We start from the raw sequence: 21,689 nt of genomic DNA on the forward strand, positions 1-21,689 counted from the left end.
AGATAAGTCACTTCTACCAAGTCAAATTAATGTTAGATTGCTTCAACAACCTATCTACTGTTAGTGTTGTTTTTTTGTTAGCATGAATCGATTGAATTAAAAGGTAAAAGACTAACATGCGCTATTTTCCAGTATTTCTTGATTTGTCCAATAAAGCCGTTTTAGTGGTGGGTGGTGGCGAGGTAGCGTGTCGAAAAATTGAGGCGCTGATGCGTGCTGGTGCCCATATTACGGTAGTGTCCCCCCATATTACCCCTCAATTGCAGGCGTGGGTTGAGCAAGACCGCTGCCAATGGATTCAAAATTTCTATTCCTCAAAATTTATTAGCGCCGATTATGTGCAAGTTTGGGCGACCACAGATAATCCCGATCTGAATCATCAAGTGTTTCGTGATGCCAAGTCAGTCGGAGTCTTGGTTAATGTGGTCGATGATCAGCCTTATTGCGATTTTATTACTCCGTCGATGATTGAACGCGGCCGAATTCAATTGGCGATCTCTAGTGGTGGAGCTTCCCCAGTCTTGATCCGCAATATTCGTGAAACCCTCGAAAGTGTTTTACCGCAAAACCTCGCGTTATTGGCTGATTTTGGAGCTTCGAAACGTAATTCGATTAAAGATCATCTCACGACCGTCGATCAACGCCGTAAGTTTTGGGAACTATTTTTTGCGCAAACTGCGGTTAAAAATGCCACTAGCCGTGAAGCATTAGAAAAGCAGTATTGTGCGGCACTAGAGCAGCCGATGGATGAGCGAGGAGAAGTAACGTGGATTGAGTGTGGTAGGGATGTTGAGCTGCTTTCACTAAAAGCGTTACGTTATATGCAACAAGCGGAGTTGGTGTTGTTTTGTGACTCTTGTGACCATGAGTTTGTTAACTTGTGTCGTCGTGATGCTGAGCGCGAACCGTTTAGTCATCCTGGTCAATTAAGCGAACGTTTAGCCAGTGCAAAACAGGCTCAGCAGCGTGTAGTGATATTAATCCCTTCGGCACGTCAAGAATATGTGCTTTTGCAAGGGCAAGAGAAAGTGCTTAAACAAGGTAGCGAAGGGTAGTGTTCCCTTGATACCTAAAACACCACTCTAGTTTGAGAGTATAAACCCCCCCCGAATCATTTAATAAGGGGGGTTTTTAAATGGTGTTTCTTAACGTAAAGCAAACTGCTCAATCGCAACAGCAACACCGTCTTGATCATTGCTCAAGGTAATATGGTCAGCGATGCGTTTGGTCTCTTCCATGGCATTGTCCATCGCAATACCGAGTCCTGCATATTGCAACATATGGTGATCGTTTTCAGCATCCCCCATGCACATCACTTCAGAGGCCTGAATGCCTAAGTGTTCAGCAATCGCTTGTACGCCAATGCCTTTATTGCTTTTAGGATTAAGGAATTCAACAAAAAATGCCGCACTTTGTACAATCGTGAAATCTCGATAGAACTCAGCCGGAATTTTCGCGATGGTTGCGGTTAACACTGCTGGCTCTGCGACAATCATTGCTTTGATGATCGGATGATCATCTTCCAACTGGTCAAAGTCCATCTCAGTGATGGAAATGCCATTTATAGTCGCTTCGACTTCAGTATATTGGCTGACTTTAGGGGTGATCAAACCATGAATTTGACTAAATGCATGGGTATTAACGCCCAGCTCTTTGGCTAATTGTGCTACCCGTTTAGCCGAGCGACCATCAATAATTTGTTGATAGATAACTTCCCCCGTACCAACGTTTTGCACCATCGAACCGTTGTAGTGCAATACATAGTCTTGATCTGAGGTGAGGTGTAAAAGTTCGAGTTTATCTTGCATCCCCGCGAGTGGACGACCAGAAGCAAGCACGACTTTAATTCCTTGCTCGCGAGCTTTGGCTATCGCTTGTTGAGTGCGTAGAGAAATCTGCTTTTGGCTATTGAGTAAGGTGCCATCCATATCGAGCGCGATCAATTTATACATGTGTTACCTAAAATGACTAAAAAGAGAGTTACCGCTGGATTTATCGTTTTTAGCCCATTTGCCGTGGTGCAACGGATAAATCGCTTGGCTTGAAAGTATGACAAGATACGTGTTTTTTATGAAAATCTAAAGTCAGTTTATAAAAAGCGTGGGATTGAGGTAGATGAATCAACCTCGTCAATAACGCTAACGGTTCAAGTAAGAAGGGAGCGGAGCCCTTAACGAGAAATTATTGATGATCGGCGGGTTTAAATTGACCTCAAGTTGAGCATCTATTAAGGTCTGCGGCCTAACGTTTTATCAGCGCAAATATAGGCCAATGACTTTGTACAAAGTGAATGAAATATTTGAAACCATCCAAGGGGAAGGCGTCTTCACTGGTGTCCCAGCGGTATTCGTACGTCTTCAACAATGTCCGGTTGGTTGTGCTTGGTGTGATACTAAGCAAACTTGGGATGCTGAGCCACAAGATCAGCGTAGCTTCGAGCAAATTATTGTCAAACAAGGCGATAGTCCAACATGGTGTCAAGGCTCTGCGGAGCAGATCGTCGCTCAGTATCAGCAGCAAGGCTACACCGCCAAACATATTGTGATCACGGGTGGCGAGCCTTGTCTTTATGATCTTGTCCCTTTGACGGAAGCGTTTGAAGCGATTGGCTGTCAATGTCAAATTGAAACCAGTGGTACGTTTGAGATTAAAGCCAGTGCGAAGACTTGGGTGACCGTGTCACCGAAAATCGCGATGAAAGGTAAGTTACCGATTGTGCCGTCAGCACTACAACGGGCCAATGAAATCAAGCATCCAGTGGGTACAGAAAAAGACATCGCACAGTTAGAGGCCTTATTAGCACAAGTAGCGATAAGCCCTGATACCATTATTGCTTTGCAGCCGATCAGTCAAAAACCACGGGCAACCCAGTTATGTATAGAGACTTGTATTACCCGTAACTGGCGTTTATCGATTCAAACCCATAAATACTTAAATATTGCTTAAAGGAATCCAACATGAATAAAGCGGTCGTGGTATTCAGTGGTGGGCAAGATTCAACTACCTGTTTAGTGCAAGCCTTGCAAGAGTTTGATGAAGTTCATGCGATTACGTTTGATTATGGGCAGCGACATAAACTTGAAATTGAAGTTGCTCAGCAATTAGCACTCAAATTAGGTGTCAAAGCACACAAAGTGATGGATGTCAGCTTGCTTAATGAATTGGCGATCAGCTCACTGACTCGTGATGATATTCCGGTCTCTCATGAATTGCAGGCAAACGGTTTACCGAATTCCTTTGTCCCGGGACGAAATATTTTGTTTCTGACTTTAGCGGGTATTTACGCTTACCAAATTGGTGCTGATACGATCATTACTGGGGTGTGTGAGACCGATTTTTCAGGGTATCCGGATTGTCGAAATGATTTTGTCAAAGCGATGAACCACGCTTTGGTGCAAGGTATGGATCGCCAATTAACCATTCGTACTCCGTTAATGTGGTTGAATAAAGCAGAAACATGGGCGTTAGCGGATCAGTATCAAGCTTTGGATTTAGTGCGTAACGAAACGCTGACCTGTTACAACGGCATGATTGGGGATGGCTGTGGGACTTGTCCGGCTTGTGAGCTTCGTAAAGCCGGTTTGAATCAATATTTACAGCACCCTCAATCGGTTAGCCAATTTTTGTTCAGTAAGCACACCATCGATAAAGGGTGATCAAGATAGTGTTTTAAGCGTAAAAGAGCGTAAATACTGTGTATAATGACAGTGTTTACGCTTGACAAGCCTAGAGGCTGAGCTATGCTGGTTATATAACCAGTGGTAAGGAGGTCTCTATGTTGTGGGAAACATTAGAACGCGTTAACCGCCTACGCCAACAGGCGATATCAAACCCTGAGTTCATTCAATCAGCCAAAGAGCACGAGCAAACGTTAAAACACGTTGAGCAAGAGTTCGAACCTAAACGGCGTCGAAAAGCCAGAGCCAACAAAGTCAAAGCGCTGGCGGATATTTATCAACAAACCGAATTTAGTCATAACCCTTCCGGTGTACAACACTAACCATTTATTCCACTCAGCCAGTTAGGGCTGGGTGGTTTACTGACTCTTTATTGATCATGCTACCTTTTTGTCGCCTAACGGCTTAGTTCCTAACGGCTTAGTTACAGAGAGGCTTTAACAAAATAGGGATTGGTCTGTTTGTTTTCAGAGCCGAATTCTGAACGCACTATGCGGTTCCATAATACCGAGTTAAATTGTCCTTTGGGGATCGATGGATAGAGCGTTTCCAGCTCTTCTTGCGCAAACCGCATAAACTGCTTTTTTTGTTGCTGATTGTATTTGCTCAATACCATGTTGTATTGCTTAATCCATTCGGCTTTAAACGCACGTAAAGCTGGCTCAGCCTGTTCAAGAGGTAAACGAGACAGATAAATTCGCTTATAAGTCACCTTTCGGTCGATCATGGTGAGCATTGTCGTTTGGATGTATTTGCCGTGATGGGTGATAGAAATATCCTCGGTAGAGAATGGGGTTAAGCACCAACCACGAGGCAAAAAATTAGCTTGATGATACTGTTGGTTACGTAGCGTTAGCGCTTGGTGTAAAACAATATCGGAGGTTCCACGAAAGGTCGATTGCCATTGACCTATACGAACTTGTATTGAGCCTGGTAGGCGAAACACATTCATAAATTTATCGGCGTTCATAGACATATCATACAACTGCTTTACTTAAGGTGATCTATCCTGCTAATGGGGCTTAGAGCTGAACGGTGAGTCATCATGACAGCCGCGCATCATACCGTAGTCATGGATGAGATAGCGAGTATTTTATCATTAATGAGAGGGATCCTCGTAGGCATGAGATACGAAGGGATTTTTTATCATTACTTGAGAGAGGTGCGATATACCGCTTCGTTCTGTTTACGAAGCGGTATAGGATTAGCAAACGGGTTCGAGCGGTGTTTGGTGCTCAATATCACGCAGGTGTTCACCCACTTGCTGCATTTTATACATTTGCGCGTAACGTCCTTTTTGAGCCAGTAATTCTTGATGTGAGCCTTGTTCGACCAATTCACCATGATGCAAAACAACAATTTTATCGGCTTCCATAATGGTTGATAGGCGGTGGGCAATCACCACTAAGGTCATATCATGGCGTAACGCATGGAGGCTACGCTGTATTAATGCTTCTGTGCCTGAATCGATATTGGCTGTCGCTTCATCTAAGATCAGTATTTTAGGTTTAGCGACTAAGACACGAGCCATCGCGAGCAGTTGTTTTTGTCCGGCGGAGAGATTGGTTTGACCTTGCCCTAATTGAGTGTCTAATTGCTCGGGATAGTGCTGAATCTGTTCAGCCAGTCCGACTTGATGTAACGCTCGCCAAATTGACTCATCACTGATTTTGCGTCCAAGAGCAATGTTATCACGCACTGATGACGGTAGAACATGTGGGTCTTGTTGCACCATGGCAATGTCTTTTCTTAATACGGTTTTATCGAGATCATGAATCGCTCTGCCATCAATCAATAATGTCTCTTGTTCCACCGGATAAAAGCCCATCAATAACGAAGCGATGGTACTTTTACCACTACCGGTATGGCCAACTAAAGCCACAAAGTGCTGATGAGGAATAGTCAAATTAATCTGCTTGAGTACGGTTTGTGTTCCGTCATAGCTGAATGAGAGATTATTTAAACAGATGGCACCACTGGCCAGTGGTCGAGTATCTTCACCATAGGTTTGTTGTGGCGCATCGATCATCTCAAAAATTCGTTCACTGGCAACTAAGGCTTGCTGTAATAGAGCTAGTTGTTGAGTCATTTCTATTAGCGGCTCGGTAATTCGTCCGAGATAGCTAATAAACGCGTAAAGCACGCCAACACCGATTAACTCAGTGCCACTAAAACCAAAAATAGCCACTAAGGTTAATAACGCAATGCCAGCCAATAGATCCATTAATGGACGAAGCAGAATACCATTTAAGGTGATCACTTTTTTACCGGCATTGAAATGTTCGGCGGTCAGTTGTTTGAATTGTTGGTTAAAACGTTGTTCTTGGCGCATTAACTGAATCACACTCATGCCTTGAATCGATTCACTCATGTTGCCATTGATGTCAGTAAGTAAATCACGCATTACTCGATAAGCTGAAGTGCTGAGTTTTTGGAAAAGTAACATGAACCCTATAACCACGGGTAAAAGAACCAGCACGACCAGCGTGAGTTGCCAGCTAAGTAGCCACATTACGACCAGCATGACGGAGATCATCACGATATTTCTAACCACCGAAGCGATCAGTAATTCATAAAACTGTTGCAGCGATTCAGTATCGTTGGTTAACCGTGAGACCAACTTACCGGTTGGCGTGTAATCGAAGGCTGACAGCGGCTGTCGAAGGACACGATTAAAAGCCTGTTTACGAATGGTTTTGATCACCCCTGTGGCGACAATATTAAATTGAATACTTTGCAGATATTGAAACAGCGCTGAGCACAGGGTAAGACCAAGATAACCCGCTGCTAATAGAGTTAACGCTTGCTGCGAATAATCCCCTTTAGCAATGTGTTCATCGATAAAGTGTTGGATAAGCCAAGGCCCCCCTGCATTCGCTACGGCAGCGATAAACAGAAACAACAGGCCAATCATCATCGGCTTGGGTTGTGATAGAGGGTAGGTAAACAGGCGTTTTATGGTTTGCTTTCTCATGTTTATTCTCCCTCAATCGCTTGAGCCAGTTGTTGATATTGGTACATCTCGGCATACCAAGCGTGATTGGTCAGCAAGCGTTGATGTCGACCGCGTTCGGCGATTCTCCCGTGATTAAGGACAATGATTTCATCGGCTTTCTCTAAAGCGGTTAAGCGATGAGCAATGATAATCAAAGATTGCTGCTGGTTACTCGTTGCAAGGTTACGCAAGATGGTATGTTCAGTGCGTCCATCCACCGCTGATAACGCATCGTCGAGAATCAATATTTCGGCATTCAATAACATCGCACGCGCGATCGCTATGCGCTGTTTTTGTCCACCGGATAACGTGATGCCTTTTTCTCCGACCTCGGTATCGTAACCTGCTGGAAATTTCAAAATATCGTCATGAATACAAGCCAGTTTCGCTGCTTGGTAAACCTCTTCTTGAGTGGCGGTAGGGCAACCTAGGGCAATATTGTCAAATATCGAACGTGAGAAAAGAAAAGGCGATTGGCTCACCACCGCAAATTTACTGCGCCATTGATCCAATTTGGCCTCTTTTATCAACACATCACCATAACGAATCTCTCCATGTTGTAACTCTTGTTGCCGCAGTAGTAAGGCGACTAAGGTCGATTTACCACTACCCACGGGGCCAGCAATACCCAACATCGCACCGGGTTTAAGATGAATATGGCACTGTTCCAAAGCCGCGGGAAGTTGTGCATCCCAGTGAAATTGTTCGATATGGATTGTTAGTGGCTGAGCTTCGTTTGGTAATGCATGATCACCACTGATGATGCTCGGCGCAAGGTCGAGTACCTCTTGCAAGCGATCCCAAGCGGCAGAGCCGCGTTCTAAAATGTTAAATAAAAACGCAAATGCTAACATCGGCCAGATCATCAGGCCGAGATACATAGTGAACGCGGTGAGATCACCTAGACTAATTTCTTGTTGATCAACCAGATAGGCACCGACGCTGATACTGATAAAAAATGATAAACCAATCGCCAACTGGATCGCGGGATCAAAACGGGCATCGACACGAGCGACGGCAATATTTTTATCGCCAGTTTCGTTAACCATTCTTTCAAAGCGCTGTTGTTCTTGGCTTTCTAGGCCAAATGCTCGCAACATACGCACGCCATTTAATGACTCTTGAGTCATGTCAGACATATCAGAGAAAGCTTCTTGAGCGACTTTAAAGCGCTGATGGAGAATGCGAACAATGAAAAAAATCGCTAATCCAAGAAAGGGCATAGGCAATAGTGCCATTAGGGTTAGTTTCCAACTGATTTGAGTACTCATAATGATCAGTACAGCAATACCGGTGATCAGTGAATCTGTCGCGGTAAGCACACCTTCGCCTGCCGTCATAACAATATTTTTCACATCATTGGTGCCACGCGCCATGAGATCGCCGGTTTTATAGCGTTCAAAAAAACGTGGCGGCTGGTGTGATAGGTGTTGATAAAGACGGTTACGCAGAATACTGCCCAGTTCAAAACTGGCACCAAATAACCAAATACGCCAGAGAATTCGACAACCATAGATGATAAGAATAACCACCAAGAGTCCACCCAGCCATTGCAATACTTCATTACGCGTCATAGTGTTGTCGACGACACCATCCACAATATGGCCAACGGCTTTGGGGGTAATAAGTTGCATGGTTGAAATGAGCACGAACAGTAAGATAGAACCACAATAATGTTGCCAGCGTAGTCTAAAAAACCAGCGCAAATGCCAAAATATTTTCACAACTTTCTCCTAAATTCTCGATGGCGTTTGAGGTATCGTAGATATTCTCTTCCCTGATGACTTGATAACGCCGAGATTCAAAAACTTTCCTTTCCTGTAAAACGCTATGGCTCAAGGAGAGGGAATGGCGATCAATCGCGAGTGGGTAGAGTATTGGGAATCAGTAAGTTACGATAGAATGATTGTTACACGTCTTATTTATTCTTTTTCTCTTTCAATGTTCTGCGTCATTAAATGCTTTCACCACGGTAGTCACATTACTTATGTCTATCTACGCTTATCGTGGTCGATGAACGGATGATCCGTTTGCCACCTAAAGCCGCTCGGGGTGATTGAACTGACTATTATTAACCGATGCTCAATTAATACAAGTTCAATTGTTACTAATGTTAAAAAACGGCATAAAACAGTGAATAAAAAGTGGTTTTATGCCGAAATATCCTCGTCTATGCTGAATGCATCCAGTTTTATAGAGTGTTAGTCGGTTGTAGAGTGTTCTTTCTAATACTGTGAATCACGGCAGTGACGCTTAATGATGAGTTTAGGTACTCGTTATCCCTTTCCTACTTGAATCTGTAGCGGTGTTGGCTACGTTCGTTCACCCCAATCACATCGTTTGTCTACGCTCATGGGGATGATGAGAGCCATCCGTGGCTCTCACCAAAGGCCAGCCTACGGCTGTTCAAATTTGTTCCAGACAAATTTGTCAGTCACTTGCCGCCTACCTGCAACTCCAAGTCGTTTGGGTATAGATGACAAGAATGTAATCTTCAGGTCATGTTACTGACAGGCAGCGTAGACTATGATTAGTTTGTTCCAGCGACCAAAGCAGATTGTACTTTGGGTTGTGATCAATGTTGAGTTGTCAGGCAATGGCAACATTTTCATTACGTTTATATCGAGGTATTTATGTTACGTAAAGTAGGGTTATTGACCAGTGTCTTGGTGATGTTTAGTGCCGTGACTTTTGCGGCCACCGATGGACATGCCAAACACCATACAAAGATGGCTGCCCCATCGGCACAATCAGCGTCGATTGCGGCTTATCAGGCCATTAATGATCAAATGCACCAAGCCATGAATATCAATTTTACCGGTGATGCCGATGTGGATTTTGTGCGCGGAATGATCCCTCACCATGAAGGTGCGGTTGAGATGGCGAAAGTGGTATTAGAGCACGGTAGCGATCCTAAAATTCGTGCTTTGGCGCAAGCGGTCATTGCAGCACAAGAAGAGGAAATTAGCATGATGCAACAATGGTTAGCGGAACGAGGCCTTAACTAATTCGTTAAAGCTTATGCTTAGGGTCTGTTTGTGTGGTCAACAGACCCTAGTGATACGATCCTTTTCGACAATGTTCTCGTTAAGTATTGTTATCGTTTGGTGTTTACGAGAACATAACGCCACCTGTCCTGAACTGTAGTAGCGAATGATGAAAATTTTGATCGTAGAAGATGAAAAGAAAACCGGCGATTATTTACAGCAAGGGTTAAGTGAAGCCGGTTTTGTGGTTGATCTGGTACGTGATGGCATTGATGGATTACATCTGGCATTAACAGGAGAGTATGACCTCTTAATATTGGATGTTATGTTGCCGGGACTGGATGGGTGGGGTGTGTTAAAGACGATTCGTCGTGCTGAATATCATATGCCGGTGCTGTTTTTGACCGCGCGGGATGCCGTTGAAGATCGTGTGCATGGGCTTGAATTGGGTGCTGATGATTACCTCATCAAGCCTTTTGCTTTTTCCGAATTGCTTGCTCGAGTTCGGACCTTATCGAGAAGAGGGAAAACGCAAAAGATCGATCACTTACAGGCAGCAGACTTAGCGCTTGATCTGGTGAAACGTCGAGTGATACGAAATGGACAACGAATTGATTTAACAGCGAAAGAATTTATTTTATTAGAGTTATTATTGCGCCGACGAGGTGAAGTTTTATCGCGCTCGTTTATTGCTTCTCAGGTATGGGATATGAATTTTGATAGCGATACGAATGTGATTGAAGTGGCTGTGCGTCGTTTACGAGCGAAAGTTGATGACCCCTTTGAGCCAAAGTTAATTCGTACTGTTCGAGGAATGGGGTACGTGCTTGAGGTTGACGAGACGTGAAATTGGCGCAATCTCTAACCGTTAGACTGGCGGTGTTGTTTGCTCTGATGGCGGGTGGACTATTGATCATCATGGGCGTGTTAATTGAGCGCTCAGTGTCCCTCCATTTCGATGAATTAGATAGCCATGAGCTAGCAACCAAGCTGGCTACTGTAGAAAGACTCCTATCGACGGCGAATTCTCATCACTCACTTGACACCTTATCGCCCCGAATCAATGAGATCCTTGTAGGGCATGATAATGTTGCCATTTTGATCGCTATTGCCGATCAGCAATGGCAATATGCTCTGCGTGCTGAACACCTTGAGCCGATTAAGACTCATTTAGTCACCTCTAAGCAACCTTTTCTCAAATGGAGCGATGCCTCTGGGGCGGATTTTATTGGTATCGCCACTCAGTTTTCTGTGTCATTACCAGAGCTTAGCGACGTTAATGTCTTGGTCGGGTTAGATATCTCTCATCACGTGCATTTTCTTAATACCCTACGCTTACAATTAGGCATCGGGATTGGTATTGCAACGTTATTTGCGGCGATGCTCGGCTGGATGGCCGCCCATAAAGGCTTAGCGCCAATGCGAACGATTGCTGGTACAGCAAGGCGATTATCGGCACATAGCCTTGGGGAACGGTTATCAACAGAAGAGGCACCCAGCGAGATACAAGAACTGGTGCAAGCTTTTAATGGCATGTTAGAGCGTCTCGAACAGTCGTTTCGTCGTTTGAATGAATTTTCTGCCGATATCGCTCATGAGTTACGCTCACCAGTCTCCAACTTGATGACCGAGACACAAGTGGCGTTATCACGCTCTCGCTCGGCAGAGGAGTACCAAGAAGCCTTACATTCTAACCTAGAAGAATTTGAACGCTTAGCCCGGATGATTGCTGATATGCTGTTTTTGGCTAAGGCTGATAATGGCATGCTGCCGAAACCTGAGCAAAATGTTGCACTTGAATCAGAAGTGCGCGCTCTGTTTGAATTTTACGAAGCTTTGGCAGAAGAAAAGGGCTTAACGATGAAGTTGGTCGGTAAGGGCTCCGTGATCGGTGATCGCTTAATGTTACGAAGAGCACTGTCTAATCTTTTATCTAACGCGATTCGACATACTCCCGCTGAACACGTGATTACGGTGACGATAAAAAGGGTTAATCATCAGGTTCACCTTCTAGTGAGTAATCCGGGAGAGCCAATCCCTCGCGATCATATCCCCTTGGTGTTTGAGCGCTTTCATCGAGGCGATCCTTCTCGTCTACGTCAAGGCGATGGCTCTGGTCTCGGTCTTTCTATTACCCGTTCAATCGTTGAGGCTCATCAAGGTGAGATTATACTGGAGTCTGATCCCCAGCAAACGACATTCACGATACGGCTCCCCGCTCATCCATAACTAGCGGTGAAAATACCAATATAATAAAGAACAGCTACCGTGACTGTCCTTTATCGATCTTAAAGTCTATCAACACCTTCGTTACAACTGACGATTAATGTTCAATCAGCTGTAGGCCATACGGTAAAGCATCACCAAAGACACGTTTTGACTCACTGGCAGAAAGCTCACTGACGCTATCGACCAGAGCTACCCATGCATCCGGAACCTTACTGTGTTTCAGTTTGCTTAACACATCGCGACGCATGGAATCACTAATATCAAACAAGCGATCACCCGTTTTACGGCACATCATCACGGTGGCAAAAGCAATCATTGGTTCTTGTTGCCAGTTTTGCTCAAGCAGAGTGGGTAACCATTGTTCTGCTTGTTCTCGCGCAATAACGGTGTGTTGGCTGCCATAAAATAGACTGCGTGAGGCAAGTCGGCCAAATGCCCACCAGTGAGCCTGAGCGAAGTTGGTTTGGTTGAGGGCTTTATTCAAAAACCAAGACGCGAGCAGAACTTTATCTTCAACATCCAGGTGTTCTAACGATGCAGCAAGGCGCACCATCGCTTCGTAGCCCATCTCTTGCGCTGCTTTCGCCGTTTGTGGGTTTTTCATCGCGCCGGGATGCAAGTATTTGGCAATGTCGGCTAGAATTTGCTCTTGTTGGCTTTGGTTTAATCCCCCTGCAATTCGCCTCCAAAATACCCACCAATCGCTCCAACCTTGTTGATTTTGAAACTGAATACCTTGCTGATAGAGACCCCATACCTGATCGATGCGCCATGGGTCGGTGCTATCACCAAAACCTGGACGTAATGTAAACCCAGCCAAGCGTAGCCAATGTTTTTCGTGTGCTTCTGAGCGACGGCGACGTTTACGTCCTTGGGCTAATACATCAAATAAATGGCGCAGGGTGGTGAAATCCCATTCATCGCGTTTGCCCAGTTGTTTCTCAAGGGTTTTGGTTAAGGTTTTTATCTCGTTATTCGCTGCACTTTTGGTATTACCGCTGTACAAACGGGCGATTAAAGCTTTGCATTCCGATAAGCGAGGATGAAGAGAGGCTGGTTGCTGCATCGCTTCGGTTTGCTGACGAACTTCGAATTCTAATGCCCAGCGTTTACTTTCATCGTCGACGTGAACACACTCTATTTTCAATGTACCAACTTCGGTTAGCTGACAGGCCAGTTGTACTTCAATGCGCTCTTTTTGGTTGGCATGTAAAACGGCCCCTTCACCTTCGAGGCTGGTAATGTAGGGCGGTAAAGGCGTAAATCGTTCCGGTTCAATGTTGATCAGCATCCCATTTTGTATTGGCGCTTTTTCATCAATCGTATCGTAACTGGAGGTAAGAAGGTTAAAACGGACAGGCTCGCCTAACGTTAACGAGAAGCGCCGACCAGTTAAGCGGATCTCTTGCCCTTCTTCACTGCCTTTAGCGAGTAAACACAATGCTTTGCCTAAATGATTCTTTTCGGGAAGATGTAAAAAATACGAGCGAGCAGATCCGCCGCCAATTTTCAGCTGTGCACCACGTCGAGCCTTGGCAAACGCGACAGCACCAAGCGCTACGGCTAAATCAGGGTGAGGGTTATCTAATACGGTTATTGGCGCCCCTCGCCAATCGGTCAGCAATTGGGTAAGACGTTCGGTAATTAATGGACTATTAAAAACCCCACCGTTGAGCAGCAACCCAACGGGTATTGCTGGCTGTGTGGTATCGAGCTGATTGAGTGCTGATAGCGCAACAGATTGATGCTGGTGAAGAAATTCGGCGACATGTTTACTCACTGCAGGGTCAGCGACGTAGGGCAAGCCAAATTCGACCACCGCACGACGCCGCTTATCAGGCAGCCGTGAAAATTCAGACCGTGGAAAGAATCCTTCTAAAGCAATCTGATGCACTTCTTGGCGAGTGAGCGAGACGCTTTTACTGCCACCGAGCAATTTAGATCCACTGCCTAATAGGGTGATTTTTACATTGTCTGGGGGATTGGTAGACAGCAGTTGCTCTTTTGCTTGCCGTGTTTGTTGAATCAATTTACTCAGGCTTGCAGCGCTCAGCTTTTGGTTCGTATTGAAATGTTGTTCCGCAAGATGGGCGAGGGCGAGGTCTACGTTATCACCACCGAGCATGAGGTGCTCACCGACACCAACACGATTGAGGATTAAACTTTGCTGGTGTTTGGCTTCAATTAAGCTCAAATCGGTGGTGCCGCCGCCGACATCACAAACTAAAATCAAAGGGACTTCGCTCAGTTGCTCACTGGCGGTAGCGGAATGACGAGTATACCAATCGTAGCAAACGGCTTGTGGCTCTTCTAATAAAATGATGGTAGATAAACCTGCCAATTGCGCAGCATCGAGGGTGAGTTGACGGGCTGTTTCATCAAATGAGGCTGGCACGGTGACTACCACTTCTTGATTTTCTAACCGATCTCCCGGATGGCGGTGATTCCACGCTTGACGGATGTGGTTGAGATAACTCGCACTGGCAATCACTGGTGAGACTTTATCGACATCACTCGCTCCAGCCCAAGGTAAAATGGCGGAGTGTCGGTCGACACTCGGATGAGACAGCCAGCTTTTGGCACTCACCACTTGGCGACCTTCGACTTTGGCACCGAGCGCTCGGGCCCATTCACCAATGATTACCTGAGGAAGATCGCCACTGACCGGTTGATGTTCCCAAGGTAGGGTAAGATCGGCGGCGTTGACTTGCGCTGCTGCTGGGTGATAGCGAAAAGAAGGCAATAACGGTCTACGCACCACTTCACCGGGCCCAATTAATTGATCGATCTCGAACAAAGCCACGGGTGAATGTAATAAATCCGTGGTTAGCTCGCAATAAGCAACGACAGTATTGGTGGTGCCTAAGTCAATGCCCACCAGAAAACGAGGAGATGTCATGACAACCCTTTTCATGAATAAAAACGACACTCTGAAAGTGCCGTTTTTGTAATGGATGACTAAGCGGTCGGTTGCGCTTCTTCACGGACATTGAATTCAACATGCCACGTTTGGCCATTATCAGCGGCGATGGCCTCAAGGCGTAACGTTCCTAACTCAGTGACTCGTGCAGCTAAGGTGACAGGGACAATTTCACCTTCGCGACGGCCTTCTGATACCGGTAAAGTGACTTGGATCTCCGGTAGTTCTTCTAATTCGTCATCTTGCCAATGATCCAGATGGGTGCCTGCGGCATCGTCACGGCGAGTTGTTGAGCCAAAAAACTGGAAGTTAACCGGTTGACCAATCACCAAACCAAAAGTTTGGCTGGGGACGTCGACGCTAGAGCCTTCTTCCATACCAAACGGTGCAACACAGAGTGCTTCCATTGGCGGAGCCATACCGGGAATTGCTGGCATCGCACTTTCAATACCCACGTAGTAACTCGAAGCTATACCACCACGAATACGCACCCCTTGACCGCGGCGAACCACACCATAATAAGCGGCACCTCTGGCAACGGCTAAGTCTAAGTCAACACCCGTCAGGCGTTTAGCGATTGGGGCGTTGGCTTCGACTAGCCATTGATTAATGGTGTCTTGCAAACGTTCAGCTAAGAGAGAGGATTTTAACACTCCGCCATTAAACAATATCGCGGTTGGCTTAATAAAAGCGTTTGACGGTGATGATTGGCCGGGCATGCCACCAAGAAACGGATTGAATTCTTGGTCTGTTGCCTCTGTGGTTGCGTTGGCTTGTTTGGCAAGAAACGCGGCAATATGGCGAGTAATACCCGCATCTTGCGCATAAGGTAGGCCCATTTGGGTTAATGCGCCACGGCTACGTTGCTGCGGATGATCATTAATCGTCACTTTCGGGAAGAAGCCGTCAATCAGCATTTGCTGAACGTCATCTTGTGTTAACTCGGTTTTCAAGGTGCTACCGAGCAGTTTGGATCCGCGACTTGGCACAACAATCGGCATCGCTTGTCGTTGACTATCATTCAATAACGCTTCTTTGGCATCGCGGCAAGCGTGAGTCATCGCTTGCACTTGCCAAGGTTGTAGATCTTTACCTTCTTTGGCCAGCTTCATTTTTAAGTGGTAGGCAAGAGCGAGATCCATATTATCGCCACCGAGCAAAATATGCTCACCGACGGCGATGCGTTGTAAACTTAGTGTTCCTTCATCTTCGGTCACTTCAACCAGTGATAGGTCGGTAGTACCACCCCCAATATCCACCACAAGTACGATATCGCCGACATTGACCTGATCACGCCATTGATCATGACTATTATCGATCCAGCTATACAGTGCGGCTTGAGGCTCTTCGAGTAGGGTCAAATGGGTTAAGCCAATATTCCGCGCCGCTTCAGCCGTGAGCTCTCGCGCTGCCGGATCGAACGAGGCGGGTACGGTGATGGTTACTTCTTGATCACAGAGCGGATGTTCGGGATGAGTGTGATCCCACGCTTGTTTTAAGTGCTCAAGGTAAAGTTCGGTGGCGCGTAGGGGAGAGATTTTCTCCACTTCTTCGGGACTGCCAGCAGGTAAAAATGCTTCACGACGATTCACACCGCCATGGCATAACCAAGATTTCGCACTGGCCACCAAGCGAATCGGTGTTTTAGCGCCAAGGTTGCGGGCAATCGCTCCTACTAAGGCATTGGGTTTATCTGTCCATGGCAATACACGAGACGCTGGATTCATTTCGTGTTCATGGGGTTGATAGACGAAAGAACCAAGCTGATTGAGCGATTCGACGCTACCCGGTGCGCTGAGCTGAGGAATCGGCATCACTTGCACACTCGCGTGTTCGTTGCGTGTATCACTATAGGCAAGCACACAGTGAGTCGTACCTAAATCAATACCGACACTAAAAGTTGCTGATGGTTGCGTGGAGAGATCGTGTTGATGTTCCATTATAGCTCCACCTCTGCTGGGGCAATGATTGAGGGATCATAATGCTCGGCCAGTTTCGGCAAGTGTAGTGCGCTGGCTTTCCACCCTTTGTGGATCAACGTACCAGTAAACGGTGCTTGTCCGGTCACGTTGCCGATCAAACGAATCGCTTGCGAGTTGAACCCTTGTTCAACGGTGATGCGGGTCTCTTCTTCTTCAGTACGAATTGGCTCTAACGTTAAGTATTCTTTGAGAACTTTTTGACCGCCCGAATGGATAACGCGAGCCGCTGCACCGACTTCTTCGTCAGAGAATGCGCTGAGTTCTTCTTGTAAAAAGTCAATGAAGCGGGCTTCTTTTTGCAAAATGGCCAGCAATTGCAGTGCCGAGTCAGTGGATGTGGTGGCAAGCTTGGATTCTACTTCGACCACTTTTTCGACGATTTTTTCTACTTCAACAATCTTTTCGACTTCAATAATTTTCTCCACCGGTTTTTCCACTTCGACGATCTTCTCAATCGGCTTTTCAACGATGGTTTCTATCACACGCGGTTTACGAAGAATCAGTAATAACAGAGCAAATAAGCTGAAAATAGTAAGGACAGCATGGAGCATGTCGACGGTGGTTGGTATAGCGCTTAAATCGAAGTTCATGATGAATTCTCAATATTAGGTCTAACAAATACAGCGTGGTGCAGTATTTTGATGATCAGAATAGCTTGATAAATAAGGGCAGATATTAGCATATTCAACCGATGAGGCATGGTTAAATCGGTGTTTTCAGGGTGAGAGTGCGACTATTCGTTCGCTTTTTAAGCGCTCAACGTGGTGATTTGCCGAGTTTGTCGACAATCGTTTTAAAATTGCGGCAACCAATCGTGGTGCTACGGTTTAATCGTCGAGTTTTGGCAGAGAGTTGGGTAGTATTTGTGGTTTATTGACAATCAGTCACGGAATAAACGAATGAATTACAACCGAGTGGTGTGTTTTGACCTCGAAATGTGTTGCTGGAATGAGAACGGCGTAGGCACTACCGGAGAGATCATCGAAGTGGGGTTGGCTGAAATCGATCTTACGGCGGGTAAAATCGTCAAGCGTGCTCAATATTATGTTCAACCCGAGCAGGATAAAATTTCTGAGTTTTGCGTTGAACTAACGGGGATTACTCCGCGTAAAGTGGCTAAACAAGGCCGCCCCCTTGCCGATGTGTTGCGGTCGATGGTGAAAAACTTTGGTGGCAGTAAGAAAATTTATGCGTGTTGGGGAAGAGACGATTTGATCTTAGCCAAAGAGTGCGCGCAAAAAGGTCTGCCTATGCCGATCCACGAATGCATCAACTTAGCGACCTTATATCGTCTTCAACATCGTTTAAAAGATAAACGGATCGGGCATCGAGCGGCGCAAGAAGCACAGGGTATTGATTGGGAAGGACGTCAGCATTCCGGTTATGTCGATGCTTACAATCTGGCAAAACTGGCATTAACGATGTTTTAAACATTCATCGATCTATTTATATGGCAAATATCTCAATAAAAACGCGATGACAATGCTCAAAGGAAAAATCTGACTTAAACTGGTAGTAATCAATGGATAAGTAAGGTTATCAGGATGAAATTTACCAGTATTCGCCAACAGGTTTTAACCTTTAGTGTGTTAGCTCTTTTATCAATCACCCTTGCGGTGATTGGTTTTAGTTATCATAGCAGTCAAATTTTATCGGCTTCCGTTAATCAACAGGTCGATCAAGAGCTGCGCCGTCAAGCGTTACAAAACATGCAGCTTATTGCAACGCAAGAAGCGTTAGGAGTGAAAAGTCGTTTTGACCAAGCGATGCTCATTTCACAGTCATTATCGAGTAGCTTAGAAGGTGAGCGTCCTTCTCGTGAAGTGGTCACTGAGATGTTACGCAGTGTTTTTCTTCAACATCCCGATTTGCTAGGTATTTATACCGGTTGGGAAGCGCATCAATTCGATGGTGATGATATTTTTTCGCTCGGCTTACCGCATAGCAAAGATAATGGTCAATTCGCCCCCTACTGGAATCGCTCGGCTTCGGGGCAACTAGGGATGCGTCCATTAGGTAATATGTACGATAAAACCGTTTCTTCGACAGGCGTGCGTAATTCTGAGTGGTATTTATGCCCCATCGAAACGGGCAGAAATTGCGTGATTGATCCTGCAAGTTACGATATCCAAGGTGTACAAACCTTGTTGAGTTCTTTTGTTTCTCCTGTGATGGTTAATGGTAAAGCGGCGGGGATGGTTGGTGTCGATTATTCGTTAAATTTCCTGCAACGCATTGCTGCCGACACCCAAAAACATATTGATCGTCAAGCGCGAGTCCTCATCCTTAGCCCGAAAAATATCGTGAGTGCAGACAGCTCTGAAGCCGCGAATGTTGGTAAAGCTCTTCAACAGACAGGTGTCGCTCAGTTGATCAGTAAGCGGGTGGTTGGACAAAGCCGCATTGAAGATAATTCAGTGATCGCATCAGCGCAGTTTCGTGCTCATGGCGTGAATGATAACTGGGAAGTGATTGTGATATTACCGGTTTCTGTGGCATTAGCTCAGGCCGCTGTGATCTCCCAGCAATTAGATCAAGGTTTCTCCGCTAATCTACAAGGTCAGCTTTGGGTCGGTGGTTTACTCATCTTATTAGGTATTATCGCCATGTGGGTCATGGCATTATCAATCAGCCGTCCGATTCAAAAGCTGGTTGGTTTGGTTGAAAAACTCACCCAATCTGGAGGTGATTTAACCCAAACCATTAAAATTGATCGCCGTGATGAAACCGGGCAATTGGCTCATCATTTAAATACCTTTGTCGGTAACGTTCGATCGATAGTCTCTGATGTCGCTCAGCAAATGGATGGCTTAACGGAAAGCACGCAGCGTTCGGCTTCTTATGCGAAACAGGGCGTCGATCAAATTAGGCATCAACGAGCAGAAATAGAGCAAGTGGTAACCGCAACCAATGAAATGTCTTCTACCGCGCACAGTGTTTCCGACAATGCTCAAGAGACGGCCAGCGCCGTGACTCAAGCTCAGCAAGAAATTAACCAAAGCCAGCGCGAAGTAGAACAAAGTGCCGAAGGCTTGAAACGTTTAGCTAATGATCTTCTTAAATCTGCGCAAGAGATAGAAGAGCTGGAAGCGCAAAGTGAGCAAGTGGGGTCAATCTTGGATGTCATTCGAGCCATCTCTGAGCAGACCAACTTATTGGCATTAAACGCAGCGATTGAAGCGGCGCGTGCTGGTGATCAAGGACGCGGCTTCGCCGTAGTGGCTGACGAGGTGCGTAACCTTGCCACGCGCACTGCGCAGTCCACCGATGAAATACAAACCATGATCGATACCTTACGTCAGCGCAGTAAAAAAGCGGTGGCCACGGTGAATGAAAGTCGTGAGCAGAGTAATAACTGCCAAGCGTTATCACAACGTGCTGTCGATGCTTTAAAAGAAGTGCGCGCACAAAGTGAGCGTATTCAAGACATGGCCCACCAAATCGCCACCGCAGCAGAAGAGCAGGCGGCGGTGACTGAAGAGGTGAATCGTAATATTGTGGCGATTAATGATGCGGCGAATGAAATTGATCATGGTGCCAGCGCCGCCGATCAAGAGAGCCGTGATGCAGCGAATCGAGTGAGTGCGGTGAGCTCGCGTTTAAATCAGTTTAAATACTAACGAACGGTCTTGGAGACCTTGATGGGTGTATTGCTTCGCTCCCATCAAGGTCATCGTGGAATTCAACATTAAAGAAAGTAAAAACAGCAAACAAATAAATCATCAAGCGAAGGTCGCGTTAATTCGAGAACTTCGCTTTATTTTTTTGGATTAACAACCATCAGTTTTGCGCGAATAAACTGACTGTGGTCAACGTACAATAACTCAGCCGTTTTACGGATCACCGCATCTTCTAGTGGATCAATCTCACCATCCGCATGGGCAACTTCCCACATCGCTTTTATTAACTCAAATCGTTTGCCTTGGGTTAATTCTCGTAGCTGAGAGGTAAATTCATACAATGATGCCGATTGACGTATTTGTTGCTCAGCACGGCTAATCAAAGCTTGTGCTTCACTGTCGTCTATTGCAAGTAAACGTTGCAGTAAGGCTAGCTTCGCTTGTCGTTCTGTGGGGGTTATTTTTTGATCTGAACCGGCGACCTCACTCAATAAACAAGCGATTGCAAAATTAGGGCTAGGAGAAGGTTGACTTAGATCGTGCCCGTCGAGGAGCTGTTTAAATAAGGCGGTAATAGTATTGAACATAAAAAATACCTTTCTCTATATACGGTACCAGTGAACGTTAATGATTGGAGGATAAAACGCTGCCACAGTTCCCTTATTGTTGTAGAAAATGGCGCAGAGAAGGTGCTTATTCAAGCGTTGAGAGAGTTAAACGCTTACAGTTCCCAGTCACTGATCATTTCTACAAACTCCGAACTGCTTTGTTCATGGGCAAGCAGCAGTAGGGCGACTAAAGCTTCAACTTGAACGCTCTGTGGATTGGGTTCATTGAGTAATTGAGTAATACGTTCACGGATCAGATTGATTTCATGCTGAACAAAACCGCGACCCTCTTCCTCGCCTTCACCTTCTTCTGGAGCATTATCAAATTGTAAAAACAGCATATCGTTATCGTGCTGAGTACCGACTAAACGTTCGGGCAGCCAAAGTTCTCCCATGACGACTTCAGGGTCACAATCAGCAGGCAGGTCATCAAGTCTTAGTTTCAGTTCAGAAGCTTTCACAGTATTTTCTACTTAGTTAGGTATCTTTCTATTTTAGCGGCCAAATGACAATAAAACTAAACCTTCTTGTATGCAATGGGCCATAAACGAACAATTAATCATCGAAATACATTTCTTTACTGGTTACCGAGCCGAATCAGCAGGATTGGCTCAATACGAAGTACCGATCGACCAACAAGTTTGTGATACAATTCGGCTAATTTTATGCAA

At 45.7% G+C, this 21,689-nt stretch carries 18 protein-coding genes; 9 read left to right on the forward strand and 9 right to left on the reverse strand.

Annotation, left to right across the window (positions count from 1 at the left end):
- Positions 1-116 precede the first annotated feature (116 nt).
- Entirely contained in the window at positions 117-1,055 is a 939-nt protein-coding gene (locus tag VIB_RS06625; protein ID WP_004395193.1) for a precorrin-2 dehydrogenase/sirohydrochlorin ferrochelatase family protein, read from the forward strand.
- 90 nt (positions 1,056-1,145) lie between these two features.
- Here VIB_RS06625 and yidA read toward each other — a convergent pair whose 3' ends face one another.
- Positions 1,146-1,952 (reverse strand): sugar-phosphatase, encoded by an 807-nt coding sequence (gene yidA, locus VIB_RS06630; protein WP_004395194.1) that lies wholly within the window; start codon positions 1,950-1,952, stop codon positions 1,146-1,148.
- 319 nt (positions 1,953-2,271) lie between these two features.
- Here yidA and queE point away from each other — a divergent pair, with 319 nt between their 5' ends.
- The 3 genes from queE to VIB_RS06645 all read left to right on the forward strand — a co-directional run bounded on the left by queE (position 2,272) and on the right by VIB_RS06645 (position 4,000).
- Positions 2,272-2,946 carry a 7-carboxy-7-deazaguanine synthase QueE gene (queE, locus tag VIB_RS06635; RefSeq protein ID WP_004395195.1) on the forward strand — a complete coding sequence of 225 codons (675 nt, stop codon included), beginning with the start codon at positions 2,272-2,274 and terminating at the stop codon, positions 2,944-2,946.
- A gap of 11 nt (positions 2,947-2,957) precedes the next feature.
- Positions 2,958-3,656 (forward strand): 7-cyano-7-deazaguanine synthase QueC, encoded by a 699-nt coding sequence (gene queC, locus VIB_RS06640; protein WP_004395196.1) that lies wholly within the window; start codon positions 2,958-2,960, stop codon positions 3,654-3,656.
- A gap of 119 nt (positions 3,657-3,775) precedes the next feature.
- Positions 3,776-4,000 carry a hypothetical protein gene (locus VIB_RS06645; RefSeq protein WP_004395197.1) on the forward strand — a complete coding sequence of 75 codons (225 nt, stop codon included), beginning with the start codon at positions 3,776-3,778 and terminating at the stop codon, positions 3,998-4,000.
- A 101-nt stretch (positions 4,001-4,101) separates the two neighbouring features.
- Here VIB_RS06645 and VIB_RS06650 read toward each other — a convergent pair whose 3' ends face one another.
- The 3 genes from VIB_RS06650 to VIB_RS06660 all read right to left on the reverse strand — a co-directional run bounded on the left by VIB_RS06650 (position 4,102) and on the right by VIB_RS06660 (position 8,396).
- Complete coding sequence (locus VIB_RS06650) at positions 4,102-4,647, reverse strand: MSHA operon transcriptional regulator (protein WP_040904276.1); 546 nt, start codon at positions 4,645-4,647, stop codon at positions 4,102-4,104.
- A gap of 234 nt (positions 4,648-4,881) precedes the next feature.
- The gene (locus VIB_RS06655) at positions 4,882-6,651 is read right to left on the reverse strand and encodes an ABC transporter transmembrane domain-containing protein (RefSeq protein WP_004395199.1); all 1,770 of its coding nucleotides are present in this window, start codon (positions 6,649-6,651) and stop codon (positions 4,882-4,884) included.
- 2 nt (positions 6,652-6,653) lie between these two features.
- Complete coding sequence (locus VIB_RS06660; protein ID WP_004395200.1) at positions 6,654-8,396, reverse strand: ABC transporter transmembrane domain-containing protein; 1,743 nt, start codon at positions 8,394-8,396, stop codon at positions 6,654-6,656.
- A 909-nt stretch (positions 8,397-9,305) separates the two neighbouring features.
- On the opposite strand from VIB_RS06660, the gene copM reads away from it, so the two are divergent.
- The 3 genes from copM (at position 9,306) to VIB_RS06675 (ending at position 11,888) form a co-directional block, all read left to right on the forward strand.
- Positions 9,306-9,680, forward strand: a complete 375-nt coding sequence (gene copM, locus VIB_RS06665) for a CopM family metallochaperone (RefSeq protein WP_004395201.1) — start codon at positions 9,306-9,308, stop codon at positions 9,678-9,680.
- 148 nt (positions 9,681-9,828) lie between these two features.
- Positions 9,829-10,506 carry a heavy metal response regulator transcription factor gene (locus VIB_RS06670; protein ID WP_004395202.1) on the forward strand — a complete coding sequence of 226 codons (678 nt, stop codon included), beginning with the start codon at positions 9,829-9,831 and terminating at the stop codon, positions 10,504-10,506.
- Entirely contained in the window at positions 10,503-11,888 is a 1,386-nt protein-coding gene (locus VIB_RS06675) for a heavy metal sensor histidine kinase (protein WP_004395203.1), read from the forward strand. The genes VIB_RS06670 and VIB_RS06675 overlap by 4 nt, the downstream gene beginning before the upstream one ends.
- Before the next feature lie 94 nt (positions 11,889-11,982).
- Here VIB_RS06675 and VIB_RS06680 read toward each other — a convergent pair whose 3' ends face one another.
- From VIB_RS06680 to VIB_RS06690, 3 genes are read right to left on the reverse strand one after another with little or no spacing between them, the layout of a single operon-like run.
- Entirely contained in the window at positions 11,983-14,787 is a 2,805-nt protein-coding gene (locus tag VIB_RS06680; protein WP_004395204.1) for an Hsp70 family protein, read from the reverse strand.
- 59 nt (positions 14,788-14,846) lie between these two features.
- Positions 14,847-16,748, reverse strand: a complete 1,902-nt coding sequence (locus tag VIB_RS06685) for an Hsp70 family protein (RefSeq protein WP_004395205.1) — start codon at positions 16,746-16,748, stop codon at positions 14,847-14,849.
- Positions 16,748-17,380, reverse strand: a complete 633-nt coding sequence (locus VIB_RS06690) for a DUF2760 domain-containing protein (protein WP_004395206.1) — start codon at positions 17,378-17,380, stop codon at positions 16,748-16,750. Before VIB_RS06690 ends, VIB_RS06685 begins: the two co-directional genes overlap by 1 nt.
- A gap of 309 nt (positions 17,381-17,689) precedes the next feature.
- Between VIB_RS06690 and VIB_RS06695 the strand changes: the two genes are divergently transcribed.
- Positions 17,690-18,220: a 3'-5' exonuclease gene (locus VIB_RS06695; protein ID WP_004395207.1), complete on the forward strand. Its 531-nt coding sequence runs from the start codon at positions 17,690-17,692 to the stop codon at positions 18,218-18,220.
- 114 nt (positions 18,221-18,334) lie between these two features.
- Positions 18,335-20,410, forward strand: a complete 2,076-nt coding sequence (locus tag VIB_RS06700; RefSeq protein ID WP_004395208.1) for a methyl-accepting chemotaxis protein — start codon at positions 18,335-18,337, stop codon at positions 20,408-20,410.
- A 137-nt stretch (positions 20,411-20,547) separates the two neighbouring features.
- Here VIB_RS06700 and VIB_RS06705 read toward each other — a convergent pair whose 3' ends face one another.
- Together VIB_RS06705 and VIB_RS06710 are read right to left on the reverse strand one after the other, a co-directional pair.
- A complete protein-coding gene (locus tag VIB_RS06705) occupies positions 20,548-20,997 on the reverse strand; it encodes a tellurite resistance TerB family protein (protein ID WP_040904279.1) in 450 nt (149 codons plus the stop codon).
- 134 nt (positions 20,998-21,131) lie between these two features.
- Complete coding sequence (locus VIB_RS06710) at positions 21,132-21,479, reverse strand: VC1380 family protein (RefSeq protein ID WP_004395210.1); 348 nt, start codon at positions 21,477-21,479, stop codon at positions 21,132-21,134.
- Positions 21,480-21,689: the final 210 nt, after the last annotated feature.

The sequence above is a fragment of the Vibrio metschnikovii CIP 69.14 genome (genome assembly GCF_000176155.1).
GTDB lineage: Bacteria > Pseudomonadota > Gammaproteobacteria > Enterobacterales > Vibrionaceae > Vibrio > Vibrio metschnikovii.